The 16433-nt window shown below is 62.9% G+C and carries 15 protein-coding genes; 14 read left to right on the top strand and 1 reads right to left on the bottom strand.

The genetic code is table 11. The annotated features are described in order from the left end of the window. The first annotated feature begins 172 nt into the window (after positions 1–172). From mutS to murJ, 3 genes are all read left to right on the top strand, one after another. Positions 173–2824 carry a DNA mismatch repair protein MutS gene (gene mutS / locus DMY87_RS05330; RefSeq protein WP_245408835.1) on the top strand — a complete coding sequence of 884 codons (2652 nt, stop codon included), beginning with the start codon at positions 173–175 and terminating at the stop codon, positions 2822–2824. A gap of 92 nt (positions 2825–2916) precedes the next feature. Then, a complete protein-coding gene (locus tag DMY87_RS05325; RefSeq protein ID WP_165826143.1) occupies positions 2917–5742 on the top strand; it encodes a [protein-PII] uridylyltransferase in 2826 nt (941 codons plus the stop codon). A gap of 1 nt (position 5743) precedes the next feature. Further along, positions 5744–7354 (top strand): murein biosynthesis integral membrane protein MurJ, encoded by a 1611-nt coding sequence (gene murJ / locus DMY87_RS05320; protein WP_110790190.1) that lies wholly within the window; start codon positions 5744–5746, stop codon positions 7352–7354. On the opposite strand, the gene DMY87_RS05315 is transcribed toward murJ, so the two are convergent. Beyond that, complete coding sequence (locus DMY87_RS05315) at positions 7345–7764, bottom strand: YcbK family protein (RefSeq protein WP_110790189.1); 420 nt, start codon at positions 7762–7764, stop codon at positions 7345–7347. The genes murJ and DMY87_RS05315 overlap by 10 nt on opposite strands. A 250-nt stretch (positions 7765–8014) precedes the next feature. On the opposite strand from DMY87_RS05315, the gene DMY87_RS05310 reads away from it, so the two are divergent. The 11 genes from DMY87_RS05310 (at position 8015) to DMY87_RS05260 (ending at position 16425) form a co-directional block, all read left to right on the top strand. Continuing rightward, positions 8015–8425, top strand: coding sequence for a VOC family protein (locus tag DMY87_RS05310; protein ID WP_110790188.1), 411 nt, complete (start codon positions 8015–8017; stop codon positions 8423–8425). Between the two features lie 88 nt (positions 8426–8513). Then, positions 8514–9578, top strand: coding sequence for a tryptophan--tRNA ligase (gene trpS, locus DMY87_RS05305; RefSeq protein ID WP_110790187.1), 1065 nt, complete (start codon positions 8514–8516; stop codon positions 9576–9578). 72 nt (positions 9579–9650) lie between these two features. Further along, the gene (locus DMY87_RS05300; RefSeq protein WP_110790186.1) at positions 9651–10142 is read left to right on the top strand and encodes a universal stress protein; all 492 of its coding nucleotides are present in this window, start codon (positions 9651–9653) and stop codon (positions 10140–10142) included. 105 nt (positions 10143–10247) lie between these two features. Then, on the top strand, positions 10248–10811 hold the full coding sequence (locus DMY87_RS05295) for a NifU family protein (RefSeq protein WP_110790185.1): 564 nt from the start codon (positions 10248–10250) through the stop codon (positions 10809–10811). Between the two features lie 21 nt (positions 10812–10832). After that, complete coding sequence (tsaB, locus tag DMY87_RS05290) at positions 10833–11480, top strand: tRNA (adenosine(37)-N6)-threonylcarbamoyltransferase complex dimerization subunit type 1 TsaB (protein WP_110790184.1); 648 nt, start codon at positions 10833–10835, stop codon at positions 11478–11480. A gap of 1 nt (position 11481) precedes the next feature. Further along, positions 11482–11979 carry a GNAT family N-acetyltransferase gene (locus DMY87_RS05285; RefSeq protein ID WP_110790183.1) on the top strand — a complete coding sequence of 166 codons (498 nt, stop codon included), beginning with the start codon at positions 11482–11484 and terminating at the stop codon, positions 11977–11979. A gap of 44 nt (positions 11980–12023) precedes the next feature. After that, a complete protein-coding gene (locus tag DMY87_RS05280; RefSeq protein ID WP_006728031.1) occupies positions 12024–12452 on the top strand; it encodes a Fur family transcriptional regulator in 429 nt (142 codons plus the stop codon). Positions 12453–12482: 30 nt separating this feature from the next. Beyond that, positions 12483–13283, top strand: coding sequence for a lyso-ornithine lipid O-acyltransferase (gene olsA, locus DMY87_RS05275; protein ID WP_110790388.1), 801 nt, complete (start codon positions 12483–12485; stop codon positions 13281–13283). Between the two features lie 83 nt (positions 13284–13366). Further along, complete coding sequence (locus tag DMY87_RS24625) at positions 13367–13864, top strand: thermonuclease family protein (RefSeq protein ID WP_205908141.1); 498 nt, start codon at positions 13367–13369, stop codon at positions 13862–13864. A 71-nt stretch (positions 13865–13935) separates the two neighbouring features. Beyond that, positions 13936–15330: a tRNA (N6-isopentenyl adenosine(37)-C2)-methylthiotransferase MiaB gene (gene miaB / locus DMY87_RS05265; protein WP_110790182.1), complete on the top strand. Its 1395-nt coding sequence runs from the start codon at positions 13936–13938 to the stop codon at positions 15328–15330. A gap of 39 nt (positions 15331–15369) precedes the next feature. Then, positions 15370–16425 carry a PhoH family protein gene (locus DMY87_RS05260; protein WP_110790181.1) on the top strand — a complete coding sequence of 352 codons (1056 nt, stop codon included), beginning with the start codon at positions 15370–15372 and terminating at the stop codon, positions 16423–16425. The last annotated feature ends 8 nt before the right edge of the window (positions 16426–16433 follow it).

Here is a 16433-nt window from a genome sequence, read left to right as displayed (position 1 = left end):
CGGGCGAACGCCGGCCCATCCTTGTTGTGTTTCCTCGTCTTAAGTCGTTAGTGTCACGCGACTTCCTTTTCAAGAAAACATTGAGCCCGTGACGCTATATCAAGCCACCCCGAGTGATGTCCTGAACGTCGCCGAGCTGACCTCGGAGGAGAGCCGCGCGACGGCGACCCCGATGATGGAACAGTATATCGAGATCAAGGCTGCCAACCCCGGCAGCCTGCTCTTTTATCGCATGGGCGATTTCTACGAGCTGTTCTTCGAGGATGCGGTCGATGCCTCCCGCGCCCTCGGCATCACGCTCACACGGCGCGGCCAGCATCTCGGCCAGGATATCCCCATGTGCGGCGTGCCGGTGCATGCGGCCGATGATTACCTGCAGAAACTGATCTCGCTCGGCTTCCGCGTCGCCGTCTGCGAACAGGTCGAAGACCCGGCCGAAGCCAAGAAGCGCGGTTCGAAATCGGTCGTCAAGCGCGACGTCGTACGCCTGGTGACACCGGGCACGATCACCGAGGACAAGCTCCTCTCGCCTTTCGAATCGAATTATCTGATGGCGCTCGCCCGCATCCGGGGCGGCAGCGCCCCCCAGCTGGCGCTCGCCTGGATCGATATCTCCACCGGCATCTTCCGCCTGGCTGAAACCACCGAAACGCGCCTGCTCGCCGATATCCTGCGCATCGAGCCGCGCGAACTGATCGTACCCGACACACTCTTCCACGACGAAGAGCTGAAGCCCGCCTTCGACGTGCTCGGCCGCGTCGTCGTGCCCCAGCCGGGCATTCTCTTCGACAGCGCCAGCGCCGAAGGCCGCATTGCCCGATATTTCGGCGTCGGCACGCTGGATGGCTTCGGCGCCTTCTCCCGCGCCGAGATTGCAGCGGCTGCCGCAGCCGTCGCCTATGTCGAAAAGACCCAGATCTCCGAGCGCCCGCCGCTCGGCCTTCCCGAACGCCAGAATGCGGCTTCCACCCTCTTCATCGATCCTGCCACCCGCGCCAATCTCGAACTGGTGAAGACGCTCTCGGGCGAGCGCAACGGCTCGCTCCTGAAGGCCATTGACCGCACCGTCACCGGCGGCGGCGCCCGTCTGTTGGCCGAGCGCCTGATGTCGCCGCTCACAGACCCGGACGCGATCTCCGACCGCCAGGACTCCATCGCCCATCTTCTCGCCGACGGTCTGCTCGTCGACCGCCTGCGTGATGCCCTCAAACGCGTGCCCGACATGCCGCGCGCGCTCTCCCGCCTGGCCCTCGATCGCGGCGGCCCGCGTGACCTCGGCGCCATCGTCGCCGGCCTTCTCGCCTCGGCCGAAGTCGGCCGCCTGCTCGATCCCGCAAGCCTGCCGAAGGAACTCGCCGAAGCGCTCGCCGACCTCGCAGCACTGCCCGCCGATCTAGCGCCAAGCCTGGCTTCGATGCTCGCTGACGAATTGCCGCTCCTCAAGCGCGACGGCGGCTTCCTGCGCGATGGCGCGATCCCGGAACTCGACGAACTGCGTGCGCTGCGCGACCAGTCCCGCCGCGTCATCGCCGGCCTGCAGCTGCAATATGCCGAGGAAACCGGCATCAAGTCGCTGAAGATCAAGCACAACAATGTGCTCGGTTATTTCATCGAGGTCACTGCGGGCAATGCCGGCCCGATGACCGAGGGCGACGAGGCGAAATCCCGCTTCATCCATCGCCAGACCATGGCAAACGCCATGCGCTTCACCACGACGGAGCTTGCTGATCTCGAAAGCCGCATCGCCAACGCCGCCGGTCAGGCGCTGTCGCTGGAACTCGCCGCCTTCGATCGCATGGTGGCAGAAGTCGTCGCAGCCGCCGAACCGATCAAGGCCGCCGCTCGTGCGCTCGCCACCATCGATGTCGCATCCGGCCTCGCGGCCTTGGCGGAAGAGCAGGGCTATTGCCGCCCGTTGGTCGATGACTCGAGAATGTTTTCGATCACCGCCGGCCGCCACCCGGTGGTCGAGCAGGCGCTGCGCCGCCAAGCCGCCAGCCCCTTCATCGCCAATGATTGCGATCTCTCCCCCCATGACACCAAGGGTCCCGGCGCCATCTGGCTGCTGACCGGCCCCAACATGGGCGGTAAATCGACCTTCCTGCGCCAGAACGCGCTGATCGCCATCCTCGCCCAGATGGGCTCCTTCGTGCCCGCCGGTGCCGCTCATATCGGGATCGTCGATCGCCTCTTCTCCCGCGTCGGCGCCTCCGATGATCTGGCCCGTGGCCGCTCCACCTTCATGGTCGAGATGGTCGAAACCGCCGCCATCCTCAACCAGGCAACCGACCGCTCGCTGGTCATATTGGACGAAATCGGCCGTGGCACCGCGACCTTCGACGGCCTCTCCATCGCCTGGGCCGCCGTCGAACACTTGCACGAGGCCAATCGCTGCCGCTCGCTCTTCGCCACCCATTTCCACGAGCTGACGGCGCTCTCGGAAAAGCTCGCCCGCATGTCGAACGTCACGATGCGCGTCAAGGAATGGGATGGCGACGTCATCTTCCTGCATGAGGTCGGCCCCGGCTCCGCCGATCGTTCCTACGGCATCCAGGTCGCCCGCCTCGCCGGTCTGCCGGCCGCCGTGGTCGCCCGCGCCCGCGACGTGCTCACCCGCCTCGAAGACAGCGACCGCAAGAACCCGGCGGCCCAGCTGATCGACGACCTGCCGCTCTTCCAGGTCGCCGTCCGCCGCGAGGAGATCGCCAAGGCCGGCCCCTCCAAGGTCGAGGAGGCCCTGCGCTCACTAGATCTTGACGACCTGACGCCTCGCCAGGCGCTCGATGCGCTCTATGATCTCAAGAAACAACTTGGCAAGTCTTGACCGGTAGAGTGCCTGTCAATCGCGCCCGAAAAGCGCTATAGCGCCACCAATCCCGGCCGATTCCCGGGTTCCCAAGAGATGATGCAGCCCCCATGGCCAAAGCAGAGCTTGCCTTCGACGACCTCCTCGACACCGACGCGCTGCTGGCGTCCTGCAAGACGGTCGCGGAAGCCGGCTGCGGCAACATGCTGGAGACCCGCTCGAAGCTCCTGCCCATCCTGAAAAAGGCCTCGGCCGATGCGCGCGAACAGGCGCGGCTGAAGCTCTTCGAGGATGGCAGCGGCATGAACTGCGCCAACCGCATCTCCTGGATCCAGGACCAGCTGATTTCGGTCATCTTCGATTTTGCCCGCACCCATGTCTATCCGAAGGACACGGAAGGTCTGTCAGTCGCTGCCGTCGGTGGTTACGGTCGCGGCACGCTCGCACCCGGCTCCGACATCGACCTTCTCTTCCTGCTGCCGGCGAAGGCCGGGCCGGGCATGCACAAGGCGGTCGAGTTCATCCTCTATCTGCTCTGGGATGTCGGCTTCAAGGTCGGCCACGCCACCCGCACGGTCGAGGAATGCATCCGCCTGTCGAAGTCGGACATGACGATCCGGACCGCCATCCTCGAAACCCGCCACATCTGCGGCGATGAGGCGCTGGTGACCGAGCTCCAGCACCGTTTCGACCAGGAAGTGACGACCGGCACCGCGCCGGAATTCATCGCCGCCAAGCTTGCCGAACGCGACGAACGCCATCGCAAGGCCGGCGACAGCCGCTATCTGGTCGAGCCCAACGTCAAGGAAGGCAAGGGCGGCCTGCGCGATCTCCAGACCCTCTTCTGGATCGCCAAATACAATTACCATGTCCGCGACACCGACGAACTGGTCCGTCTCGGCGTGCTCTCCCGCCACGAATGGCGTCTCTTCCAGAAGGCAGACGATTTCCTCTGGGCCGTCCGTTGCCACATGCATTACCTGACCGGCAAGCCGGAAGAGCGGCTCTATTTCGACATCCAGCCGGAGATTGCGAAAAGCCTCGGCTATCAGCCGCGCCCCGGCCTCTCCGCCGTCGAGCGCTTCATGAAACACTACTTCCTGGTGGCCAAGGATGTCGGCGACCTCACGCGAATCTTCGCAGCCGCCCTCGAGGACCAGCAGGCCAAGGCCGCTCCCGGCATTGGCGGCATGCTCGGCCGCTTTGCCAACCGCCCGCGCAAGATCCCCGGCGCCAGCGAGTTCATCGACGATCGCGGCCGCATTGCGCTCGCCGATCCCGGCGTCTTCAAGAAGGACCCGATGTCGATCATGCGGCTCTTCCATGTGGCGGATCTGAACGGGCTGGAATTCCATCCCGATGCGCTGAAGGCCGTCACCCGCTCGCTGTCCCTGATCGACCATGATTTCCGGGAAAGTGAGGAGGCCAATCGCCTCTTCCTGTCGATTCTCACCTCACGCAAGGATCCGGGCTTCATCCTGCGCCGCATGAACGAAGCCGGCGTTCTCGGCCGTTTCATGCCGGAATTCGGCAAGATCGTCTCGATGATGCAGTTCAACATGTATCATCACTACACCGTCGACGAGCACCTGATCCGCACCGTCGAGGTGCTCTCCGAGATCGACAAGGGCAAGGCGGAGGAGATCCATCCCCTCGCCAACAAGATCATGCCGGAGATCGAGGACCGCCAGACGCTCTATGTGGCGGTCCTTCTCCACGACATCGCCAAGGGCCGCCAGGAGGATCACTCCGTCGCCGGCGCCAAGGTCGCCCGCAAGCTCTGCCCGCGTCTCGGTCTGTCGCCCAAGCAGACCGAAATGGTCGTCTGGTTGATCGATCAGCATCTGCTGATGTCCATGGTCGCCCAGACCCGTGACCTGCACGACCGCAAGACCATTACCGATTTTGCCGAAAAGGTGCAGTCGCTCGACCGGTTGAAGATGCTGCTGGTCCTGACCATCTGCGATATCCGCGCGGTCGGCCCCGGTGTCTGGAACGGCTGGAAAGGCCAGCTTCTGCGCACGCTCTATTACGAGACCGAGCTGCTGCTGTCAGGCGGCTTCTCCCAGGTCTCGCGGAAAGAGCGCGCCAAGCACGCCGCCGAACAGCTTACCCAGGCGCTCGAGGGCTGGAGCCAGAAGGACCAGCGCACCTACACCAAGCTGCATTACGAGCCCTATCTGCTGTCGGTCGATCTCGAAGACCAGGTCCGCCACGCCCATTTCATTCGCGAGTCGGACAAGGCGGGCAAGGCGCTCGCCACCATGGTGCGCACCCACCAGTTCCATGCGATCACCGAAATCACGGTGCTCTCGCCTGACCATCCGCGTCTCTTGTCGATCATCGCCGGTGCCTGCGCCGCAGCCGGTGCCAACATCGCCGACGCCCAGATCTTCACGACCTCGGATGGCCGCGCTCTGGACACGATCCTGATCAACCGCGAATTTCCGATCGACGAGGACGAGATGCGCCGCGCCGCCACCATCTCTAAGATGATCGAGGACGTTCTCTCCGGCCGCAAGCGCCTGCCTGAGGTCATCGCCACGCGCACCAAGGGCAAGAAGAAGAACAAGACCTTCCCCGTCCAGCCGGATGTGCGCCTGTCCAACGCCCTCTCCAACAAGTTCACGGTCATCGAGATCGAATGCCTCGACCGCATCGGCCTCCTGGCCGAAATCACCGCCGTGCTGTCCGATCTTTCGCTCGACATCCATTCGGCGCGCATCACCACCTTCGGCGAAAAGGTCATCGATACCTTTTACGTCACCGATCTCGTCGGCCAGAAGGTCACCAACGAGAACCGCCAGGTCAATATCGCCAACCGCTTGAAACTGGTGATGGCGGAGCAGCCGGACGAGTTGAAGGACAACATGCCATCCGGCATCATCGCCCAACCACAGCGCGCCACGCCGGCACCGAAGAAGGCACGGGCCTGAAATGAGCCTCGTCAAGAAATTCATGACCGTCGGTGGCGCGACGCTCGGCAGCCGCGTTTTCGGCTTCGCCCGCGAAACCCTGATGGCGGCCGCACTCGGCACGGGCCCGGTTGCCGACGTCTTCTACGCTGCCTTCCGCTTCCCCAATCTCTTCCGCCGTCTCTTCGCCGAGGGCGCCTTCAACGCCGCCTTCGTGCCGCTCTTTGCCAAGGAGATCGAGGCAAACGGGCTGGATGGCGCCAAGCGCTTTTCGGAAGAAGTCTTCGGCGTCCTCTTCTCGGTCCTGATGATCCTCACCATCGGCATGCAGCTTGCGATGCCCCTGATCGTCGAATGGATCATCGCGCCGGGTTTTGTCGGAGATCAGGAGAAGTTCGATCTGACGGTGCGTCTTGCCACCGTCATGTTCCCCTATCTGATGTGCATGTCGCTGACCGCCATGCTGAGCGGCATGCTGAATTCGCTGCACCACTTCTTCGCCGCCGCGATTGCGCCTGTCTTCCTTAATGTCCTGATGATCGGCGCCCTCGGCTGGGCATTGTGGACGGGTGCCGATCCCGCCGCCACCGCCTGGGCGCTCTCCTGGTCGGTGCTCGGGGCCGGCCTGTTGCAGATGGCCGTCGTCTATCTCGGCGTGCGCCATGCCGGCATCCGGATCGGCTTCAAGCGTCCGCGCTTCACTCCCAATGTGAAGCGGCTGCTGGTGCTGGCCATTCCCGCAGCCGTCACCGGCGGCATCACCCAGATCAACCAGCTGATCGGCCAGGCCATCGCATCCGGCAAGGAAGGCGCGATCGCCGCCCTGCAATATGCCGACCGCATCTACCAGCTGCCGCTCGGCGTCGTCGGTGTCGCGGTCGCCGTCGTCCTCCTGCCGGAACTGGCGCGGGCGCTGAAAAGCGGTCACATGAAAGAGGCCGGCAATCTCCAGAACCGTGCCATCGAATTTGTGCTGTTCCTCACGCTGCCGGCCGCAGCCGGCATCTGGGTCCTCTCCGATGAGATCATCCGCGTCCTCTATGAACGCGGCGCATTCACCGAGCAGAACACCGCCGTCGTCGCCTCGATCCTTGCGATTTATGGCCTGGGCCTGCCCGGTTTCGTGCTGATCAAGGCTCTTCAGCCTGGATATTACGCCCGCGAAGACACCAAGACACCGATGCGCTTCACCATGGTCTCGGTGGCGCTCAACACCGGCCTCGCGGTCACGCTCTTCCCGATCTTCGAGGAAAGCGGCATCGCGATCGCCGAAGCCGCCGCCGGCTGGACCAATACGATCCTGCTCTTCTCCGTGCTGCTCTGGCGCGGCCATCTGGTGTTCGAACGGTCGTTGATCACCCGAACTTTGCGCTTGATGGTCGCCTCGGCCATCATGGCCGCTCTGTTGGTCTATCTTTCCGCCCGTTGGTCCGCCTGGCTCTCGCCGCAGAGCCCGCTCTTCGACCAGTTGCTCGCTTTGGGTGGCCTGATCGCGATTGCCATGCCCGTCTATTTCGGTATCGCCTTTGCCATCGGCGGCGCTGATCTCGGCATGATCAGACGCAATCTGAAGCGCAAGCCGAAGTCAGCGGCCGCCAAGGATACGGTCACCGGCGAAGGCGATCAGCAATAGGTCCAGCGGCGCTTCGGCCCGATATCGACATGCACGATGCCGTTGCAATAGCGGCCGATGCCGCCGATCCCCGGCGCGCTCGCCGCCGCCGCCACGATCTTCTTCTCGGAGACGCCGGGAACCCGGATATCGGCGGCGTAACAGTGGCTGTGTTGCGATTTGCCCGAACGTGGCCGATGGCCGGAGGTGACGATCGGCTTCTTGCCGGTCTTCTTGGCGATATGGGCAAGGATGCCCTTCAGCTCGTCCGGAAAACAGCTGGCCCTCACGCTCACCCGTTGCAGGGTATAGGCAACCGTGGTGTCATGCTTCATGAAGAAGTGACGCTTCTTGGTCTCGACGGCCTCCACGGGAGAGAGAAAACCGATGGAAAGCACGCAGCCGAGCGCGACGCGAAACAATGTGCGCATGAGTGACCTTCTGGAATGAATTTGTTGCCTTAAGCGATCAAGATCGCTTGCTGGGGTTTTTTATTCCGGAGAATGTGGCGAATTTGGTGCGCTTTGCTCAATTCTTCAGGGCGGGGCTTGTCCGGGGCGCCGAATCACGATGCGGTTACACACGAAACCGCCTCCTAACCCCCTCGATTTGGGGAGGAAATCACCGCGATCGTGACATCAGCGGGCGTTGTGTCACAGCCCGAACAGAAAGACCTTATTCATGAGCAGAAACAGCCTCTTCCTCGTCAGTCTGGTCGTCGACAGCTACGATCGCGCCAAGGCCTTCTATTGCGATGACCTCGGCTTCACCTGCGTGGAAGACACGGTCCAGCCCGAGGGCAAGCGCTGGCTGGTGGTCCGCCCGAGGGGTGGCGCAGGTGCATCGCTGCTGCTGGCTGAGGCCTCGGACGAGACCCAGCGCGCGGCCATTGGCAACCAGACCGGCGGCCGCGTCGGCTTCTTCCTCGAAACCGATGATTTCGCCCGCGACCACGGGCGTTTCCTGAAAGCTGGTGTCGTCTTCCAGGAGGAGCCGCGCCACGAGCCCTATGGCACGGTCGCCGTCTTTGCCGATCTCTACGGAAACCTTTGGGATCTGATCGAGCGGGCACGGCCCTCACCTCAAAAGTGAGCGCTTGATTGCATCCCGCCCGCCGTGCATAAGCCGTGACCGACACGATCAGTAGATCGGGCCCTCCACCAGCCTGTTGAGGATTACAATGACTGAGTTCAAGCCGCTGGTTTTCTCCGGCGTTCAGCCCACCGGCAACCTCCATCTCGGCAACTATCTCGGCGCCATCAGAAAGTTCGTCGCGCTGCAGGAAAACAACGACTGCATCTATTGCGTCGTCGATATGCACGCGCTGACCGCCCAGTTGGTCCACGAGGACATGCCGACCCAGATCCGCTCGATCACCGCCGCCTTCCTCGCCGCCGGCATCGATCCGGAAAAGCACATCGTCTTCAACCAGTCCCAGGTGCCGCAGCATGCGGAACTCGCCTGGATCTTCAACTGCGTCGCCCGCATCGGCTGGATGAACCGGATGACCCAGTTCAAGGACAAGGCCGGCAAGGACCGCGAGCAGGCCTCGCTCGGTCTTTACGCCTATCCGAGCCTGATGGCCGCCGACATCCTCGTCTACCGCGCAACCCATGTGCCTGTTGGCGACGACCAGAAGCAGCATCTGGAACTCGCCCGCGACATCGCCATGAAGTTCAACCTCGACTTCCACGACAAGATCGTGCCGACGGGTCTCGGCATCGACATCAAGGTCGGTGAAGAGCCGGTGCATGCTTACTTCCCCATGGTCGAGCCGCTGATCGATGGTCCGGCGCCGCGCGTCATGAGCCTGAAGGACGGCTCGAAGAAGATGTCGAAGTCGGACCCGTCGGATCTCTCGCGCATCAACCTGATGGACGACCAGGATGCGATCTCCAAGAAGATCCGCAAGGCGAAGACCGATCCGGATGCCCTGCCGAGCGAGACGGAAGGCCTGAAAGGTCGCCCCGAAGCCGACAACCTCGTCGGCATCTTCGCGGCTCTGGCCGACAAGTCGAAGGCGGACGTTCTGACAGAGTTCGGCGGCCAGCAGTTCTCGGTCTTCAAGCCGGCTCTGATCGATCTCGCTGTCGAGGTGCTGGCGCCGATCAACGCCGAAATGCGCCGCCTGATGGAAGATCCGGGTCATATCGATGCGGTCCTGCGCGATGGCGGTGCCCGCGCCCGGGCCCGCGCTGAAAAGACCATGAACGAAGTCCGCGACATCATCGGATTCGTGCGATAAGCTCCCCTCGATCGCGGGTTTGCTCCAAGCCCGCGATCGACATCGACACACCTTCAGCCGGCGGGGTTTTCCATGGTTTCAACGCGTCTGTCACGTCTTGAAGGTCACCGCCGCAAGTTCATGGCGGTCATTGACAATACCCCGGAATGCTCCCGCGCCGTCCATTACGCAGGCCGTCGCGCCAAGAATTCCAATGGCGGGCTCGTGCTGATCTACGTGATCCCGGACGGTGACTTTCAGCAATGGCTGGGCGTCGAGGAGATCATGCGCGCAGAGGCGCGCGAGGAAGCCGAGGCCGTGATGGCCAAGGCCGCCCAGACGGTGCGCGAATCGATCGGCATCGAGCCGGAACTCGTCATCCGCGAGGGCAGCGCCTATCCGGAGATCAACAGCCTGATCGAAGAAGACCGCGACATCGCGATCCTCGTTCTGGCCGCAGGCTCCACCAAGGATGGTCCCGGTCCGCTCGTCTCGATGATCGCCGGCCGGGGTGCGGCCTTCCCGATCCCCGTCACGGTCCTGCCGGACTCGCTGACCGACGAGGAAATCGACGCACTTTGCTAGTCTTTTGCCCCTCCCGGTCGATCATGTCTTGAACTGCCGGGCCGGAAGCCTTAACTTTTGAAGAATTCTAAATTTGAGCGGTGAGAGCACCGCGCGGAGACCGCCATGTTCATCCAGACCGAAGCCACGCCGAACCCCGCCACACTGAAGTTCCTGCCCGGCAAGGTGGTGATGCAGACGGGCACGGCGGAATTCCGTGATGCTGAGACGGCGGCAGCCTCGCCGCTCGCCACCCGTATCTTCGCCATCCCAGGCGTCACCGGCGTCTTCTTCGGTTATGATTTCGTCACCGTCTCCAAGGATGGCCCGGAATGGCAGCACCTGAAGCCCGCCATCCTCGGCACGATCATGGAGCATTTCATGAGCGGCGCCCCGGTCATGGGCACGGCCTCGACATCCGCGCAGGTCGATAGCGACGAAGAATTCTTCGAGGCTGGCGACGAGACGATCGTTGCCACCATCAAGGAACTGCTCGAAACCCGCGTCCGCCCGGCCGTCGCCCAGGATGGCGGCGACATCACCTTCCGCGGCTTCAAGGACGGCAAGGTCTTCCTCAACATGAAGGGCTCCTGCGCCGGTTGCCCGTCTTCGACCGCCACTCTGAAGCATGGCGTGCAGAACCTGCTGCGCCACTTCGTGCCGGAAGTTCAGGAAGTCGAAGCGGTCTGATTGGACCGGTCTGGGGATACGATGATCGTTCTTGCGATCGATACGGCGGGTGTGGATTGCGCAGCCGCCGTTTATGATTCATCCACCGACACAGTGCTTGCACGCGTCAGCGAAACCATCGGTCGCGGCCATGCCGAACGGCTGATGGCGATGATCGAGGAGGCCGTGACGACATCCGGCCTCAGCCTCACTGACGTCGAGAAGATCGGCGTCACCGTTGGTCCCGGCTCGTTTACCGGGATCCGCGTCGGCGTCGCTGCCGCCCGTGGCCTGGCGCTGGCGCTCGGCATCGAGTGCGTCGGTGTCTGCACGCTCGAAGTCCTCGCCCGCACCGTGCCGGCGACGGATGCGCCCGTGCTCGCCGCCATCAACGCTCATCGTGAAGAAGTCTATATCCAGACCTTCCAGAACGGCGCGGCCCTGGACGAACCCGCTTTGGTCGCTCTGGAGGATTTCCTCTCCCGCGCAGCTGTTGCCGGAACCAAGGTCACCGGTTCGGCGTCCGCCCTGATTGCCGATCCGGAAGCCCAGACAGAAGCCGATCACTACCCGATCGACATCGTCGCCCGCATTTCAGCGACGACGAAAGCTCAGGGCAAGGCCAAGCCGCTCTATCTGCGGGGACCCGATGCAAAACCGCAGACGGGTTTTGCCGTATCGAGAGCCTGACATGCGCGACAGCCTTTTCTACCGCCAGCCCGAATTCGAAATCGTGGAGATGGTCCCGGATCACTGCCGGGCCGTCGCCGAACTGCATGCCCAGCGTTTTCCACGGGCCTGGGGGGATGGCGAATTCCTCAGTCTGCTTCTCCAGCCCAACACTTTCGGTTTTGCCGCCTGGCAGACCAACACGCTGATCTTCAAGGCGCCTTTGAGCGGCTTCGTGCTCGCCCGCGAAGTGGCTGGTGAAGCCGAGATCCTGACCTTTGCCGTCAGCGACAAGGTTGGCCGTTTCGGTCTTGGCTGGCGCCTGATGCAGGCGGCGATGCGCCAGGCGAAAAACAGGGGCGGCGAGGCGATCTTCCTGGAGGTCGACGACGGCAACGCGCCGGCACTTGGCCTCTACCGCAAGCTCGGTTTCGAAAAGGCCGGCGAACGCCCGGCCTATTACACCGACGAAAACGGCCGCCGGACCTCCGCGCTTGTCATGCGCCGCGATCTTCGCTAACCCGGCGATTGCACCAACCGATCATCTGCGGATATGCTGAATTCATGAACGACGCCCTGAAATCGCTGGAAGCGCTCTGTGCCGAACGCGGCATGCGCATGACCGAGCAGCGTCGTGTCATCGCCCGCATCCTGGAAGAGTCCGACGATCATCCCGACGTCGAGGAGCTTTATCGCCGCTCGTCCAAGATCGACGCCAAGATTTCGATCTCCACCGTCTACCGCACGGTGAAACTCTTCGAAGACGCCGGCATCATCGAGCGTCACGATTTCCGCGACGGCCGTTCCCGCTACGAGACGGTTCCGGAAGAGCACCACGACCACCTGATCGACCTGAAGACCGGCACCGTCGTCGAGTTCCACTCGCCGGAAATCGAGGCGCTGCAGGAGCGCATCGCCCGCGAACACGGCTTCCGCCTCGTCGGCCATCGGCTGGAACTTTACGGCATTCCGCTCTCGAAGGACGAGAAGTAACCCATGCAACCCGAGGCGGGCAGGTTCGGCCTGGTCAACGGCCTGCGGATCGGCATCATGGCCGTCGTCCTCGGCCTTTTCTCCGCTGTCCTCATCCCCCTGCAACTGCTCGCCCTGCGCTTCGACTGGCGCCTGCGCCGCCGCCTGCCGCGTACCTGGCACAAGGTCGCCCTCTATTGCCTCGGCATCCGGGTCCACATCCATGGCAGCCTCGATCCGCGCCGCCCCCTGATGATCGCCGCCAATCATGCCTCCTGGAAGGACATTCTCGTCCTCGGCTCGCTCGCCGATGTCGTCTTCATCGCCAAGACCGAAGTCGCGTCCTGGCCGATTTTCGGCACGCTTGCCCGCCTGCAGAAGACGATCTTCGTCGTGCGCGAGGAAAAGCGTCGCACCGGCGATCAGGTCAATGAAATCGCCGGCCGCATGGCCGATGGCGAAATCGTCGTCCTCTTCCCCGAAGGCACCACCTCCGACGGCAACCGAGTCCTCTCGGTCAAATCTTCCCTTTTTGGCGCCGCCGCCGCGGCCCTACCGAAGGATCAGGAAAACGCCGTCGTCCACGTCCAGCCGGTCGCCATCGCCTATACCCGCATCCAGGGCATGCCCATGGGCCGCTACCATCGCCCGATCGCCGGCTGGCCCGGCGATGTCGGCATGGTGTCCCATCTGATGGGTGTCTTGCGTGCCGGCGCGCTGGATGTCGATGTCACCTTTGGCGACACGGTCGACTTCCGCCAGGGCGACAACCGCAAGACCCTCGCCACACATGTCGAGAGCCGCCTGCGCGACATGCTGCTCGCCCATCTGCGCGGCCGCCACAAAAGCTAAGCTGCGGTATTCCGGTAGTTGTACTCTGAACTTAGTTAGGTCATTTTACTGGCCGCAAAAGTTGCAGGGGAGGGGAAGGCCGAATGCTTCGAATGCTGTTCAGGCTATTGATGGGACGGCATAGGCGACGGTCCAGAAGCTTAACCCGACCGCCTGTCGTCGTGGTCCACCTGCCGCCCGAGCCAACGGATGACCGCATTCTCAGAGGTCAATGCTGGGTCGTCGATGGGGACACAATTGTCATAGAAGGTACGCATATCCGCATTGCCGGAATAGACGCGCCAGAATTGGATCATCCCTGGGGCAAAAAGTCGAAGTGGGCTTTGGTGCAGATGTGCAAGGGGCAAACTATTACCGCCAGACTGCGCCCTGACCTCTCATATGATCGAGTGGTAGCAGAATGCTTCCTACCGGACGGTCGGGATCTTGCCGCCGAACTTGTGCGTGCTGGAATGGCCCTCGACTGGCCAAAGTTTTCAGGAGGCAAGTATCGCCATCTTGAGACGCCCGATGCCAGAAAGAGGATGTGGCGCGCCGCCGCCCGCCAACGCGGAAAGCTTCGACCGCAATCTGAGATCTGAGGCTATTGGGTTTGTAGTCCATTGCGATTTTTTAGGTTTAACCGCGCGCCGAAAACCACTAAATAGCCGGCATGACCCAGGACATCCTCGACTTGCCAACCGAACAGGCGCCGGGCGCCAACACGCGCAAGGTCTTCATCAAGACCTATGGCTGCCAGATGAACGTCTATGACAGCGGCCGCATGGCCGATGCCCTGGCGGCGGATGGTTACGCCCCGACAGACGTCATGGAAGAGGCCGATCTCGTCGTCCTCAACACCTGTCACATCCGCGAAAAGGCTGCCGAGAAGGTTTACTCCGCGCTCGGTCGCCTGCGTGAGCACAAGAAGGCCCGCGCCGCAGAAGGCAAGGAGTTCATGATCGGTGTGGCCGGTTGCGTGGCCCAGGCCGAAGGCGAGGAAATCTCCCGCCGCGAGCCCGCTGTCGATGTCGTCCTCGGTCCCCAGACCTATCACCGTCTGCCGAAGGCGCTCCAGAAAGCCCGCGCCGGCGAGCGTGTGGTCGATACCGAATATGCGCTGGAAGACAAGTTCGAGCATCTGCCCGATCCGACCAAGGTTATCGGCAAGCCGCGCTCCGTCACCGCCTTCCTCACCGTCCAGGAAGGCTGCGACAAGTTCTGCACCTTCTGCGTGGTGCCCTATACCCGTGGTTCGGAAGTCTCCCGCCCGCTCTCCCAGCTTCTGACGGAAGCCCGTCGCCTGGTCGACAGCGGCGTGCGTGAACTGACCCTGCTCGGTCAGAACGTCAATGCCTGGCACGGCGAGGATGAGAAGGGCAGGGCGATCGGCCTCGGCGACCTTCTCTACAAGCTCGCCGAAATCCCCGGCCTTGCCCGCCTGCGCTACACCACCAGCCACCCGCGCGACATGGACGACCGCCTGATCGAGGCGCATCGCGATTTGAGGATGCTGATGCCCTATCTGCATCTGCCGGTGCAGTCAGGCTCCGACCGAATCCTGAAGGCGATGAACCGCCGCCACAAGGCCTCCGAATACATCGCCCTGATCGAGCGCATCCGCTCGGTCCGTCCCGACATCGCGCTGTCGGGCGATTTCATTGTCGGCTTCCCCGGCGAGACGGACCAGGATTTCGAAGACACGATGAATCTTGTGCGCGAAGTGAACTATGCCCAGGCTTATTCGTTTAAGTATTCGACCCGACCCGGAACCCCTGGCGCCGATCTGCCCGATCAGGTGGCCGAAGACGTGAAGACCGAACGCCTGGCGCGACTGCAGGAATTGCTGCTGAAGCAACAGCAGGCCTTCATGGAATCCCTGGTCGGACAGCAGATGGATGTGCTCCTTGAGAAGCCCGGCCGCATGCCCGGACAGCTGATTGGACGCTCCCCTTGGCTGCAGTCTGTGAATCTTGATGCAAAGTCATCGCAAATCGGTGACATTATACAGGTACGAATCACCGCAGCCGGCCCAAACAGCTTGTTTGCCGAGGTGGCAGAGGGTTAGAGTGAGGGCCTGAACCTGATCCAACAGGAGCCTGATCGCTTGAACGCCACAGAAGTGATTTCCTCACCTTCGCGCAACATCAAAACCGCTGCGACCGACGCCAATCACTTCATCTTGACGTTCGAGAACAACAGGCTGGCCAGCGAGCTCTTCGGTCAGTTCGACCAGCATCTGAAGCTGCTCGAACAGCGTCTGCATATCGAGGCTCATGCCCGCGGCAATTCCGTGGCCATCACCGGCGAACTTCTGGCGACCAACCAGGCCCGCCGCGCGCTCGATTTCCTCTATGCCCGCCTGCAGAGCGGCGGTTCGGTCGAAGCCTCCGATGTCGAAGGTGCGATCCGCATGGCGGTCGCAGCCGATGATCAGCTGACCCTGCCGACGCTGGAGCGCAAGGCCCGGCTGTCGATGGCGCAGATCTCTACCCGCAAGAAGACCATTGCCGCCCGCACGCCGACCCAGGACGCCTATATGCGGGCGCTGGAGCGTGCCGAGCTCGTCTTCGGCGTCGGCCCCGCCGGCACCGGGAAGACCTATCTCGCGGTTGCCCATGCAGCCCAGCTGCTCGAGCGCGGCGTCGTCGACAAGATCATCCTGTCGCGCCCCGCTGTCGAAGCGGGCGAGCGCCTCGGCTTCCTGCCTGGCGACATGAAGGACAAGGTCGATCCCTATCTGCGCCCGCTTTATGATGCGCTCTACGACATGATCCCGGGCGACAAGGTCGAACGCGCGATCACCGCCGGCGTCATCGAGATCGCGCCGCTCGCCTTCATGCGCGGCCGCACGCTCGCCAATGCCGCGATCATTCTCGATGAGGCGCAGAACACCACGTCGATGCAGATGAAGATGTTCCTGACCCGCCTTGGCGAGAACGGCCGCATGATCATCACCGGCGACCCGAGCCAGGTCGACCTGCCACGTGGCGTGACCTCCGGCCTCGTCGAGGCCCTGCAGGTGCTCAAAGGCGTCGAAGGCGTGTCGGTCGTCCGCTTCAAGGACACCGATGTCGTCCGTCACCCGCTGGTCGGCCGCATCGTTCAGGCCTATGACGCCAAGTACAAGGTACAGGATGAAAGCGAGCAGGCCGATCACTGACGGCCCGT

The sequence above is a fragment of the Peteryoungia wuzhouensis genome (assembly GCF_003205195.1).
Classification (GTDB): domain Bacteria; phylum Pseudomonadota; class Alphaproteobacteria; order Rhizobiales; family Rhizobiaceae; genus Allorhizobium; species Allorhizobium wuzhouense.
The sequence above is the reverse complement of the archived record's forward strand: the minus strand, read 5'-3'. Positions and strand labels throughout refer to the sequence as shown.

What these genes read in the sequence shown, in the direction of transcription:
- mutS (WP_245408835.1), top strand. Translation starts at nt 173, where the DNA reads ATGATGGAACAGTATATCGAGATCAAGGCTGCCAACCCCGGCAGCCTG.
- DMY87_RS05325 (WP_165826143.1), top strand. Translation starts at nt 2,917, where the DNA reads ATGGCCAAAGCAGAGCTTGCCTTCGACGACCTCCTCGACACCGACGCG.
- murJ (WP_110790190.1), top strand. Translation starts at nt 5,744, where the DNA reads ATGAGCCTCGTCAAGAAATTCATGACCGTCGGTGGCGCGACGCTCGGC.
- DMY87_RS05315 (WP_110790189.1), bottom strand. Translation starts at nt 7,764, where the DNA reads ATGCGCACATTGTTTCGCGTCGCGCTCGGCTGCGTGCTTTCCATCGGT.
- DMY87_RS05310 (WP_110790188.1), top strand. Translation starts at nt 8,015, where the DNA reads ATGAGCAGAAACAGCCTCTTCCTCGTCAGTCTGGTCGTCGACAGCTAC.
- trpS (WP_110790187.1), top strand. Translation starts at nt 8,514, where the DNA reads ATGACTGAGTTCAAGCCGCTGGTTTTCTCCGGCGTTCAGCCCACCGGC.
- DMY87_RS05300 (WP_110790186.1), top strand. Translation starts at nt 9,651, where the DNA reads ATGGTTTCAACGCGTCTGTCACGTCTTGAAGGTCACCGCCGCAAGTTC.
- DMY87_RS05295 (WP_110790185.1), top strand. Translation starts at nt 10,248, where the DNA reads ATGTTCATCCAGACCGAAGCCACGCCGAACCCCGCCACACTGAAGTTC.
- tsaB (WP_110790184.1), top strand. Translation starts at nt 10,833, where the DNA reads ATGATCGTTCTTGCGATCGATACGGCGGGTGTGGATTGCGCAGCCGCC.
- DMY87_RS05285 (WP_110790183.1), top strand. Translation starts at nt 11,482, where the DNA reads ATGCGCGACAGCCTTTTCTACCGCCAGCCCGAATTCGAAATCGTGGAG.
- DMY87_RS05280 (WP_006728031.1), top strand. Translation starts at nt 12,024, where the DNA reads ATGAACGACGCCCTGAAATCGCTGGAAGCGCTCTGTGCCGAACGCGGC.
- DMY87_RS24625 (WP_205908141.1), top strand. Translation starts at nt 13,367, where the DNA reads ATGCTTCGAATGCTGTTCAGGCTATTGATGGGACGGCATAGGCGACGG.
- miaB (WP_110790182.1), top strand. Translation starts at nt 13,936, where the DNA reads ATGACCCAGGACATCCTCGACTTGCCAACCGAACAGGCGCCGGGCGCC.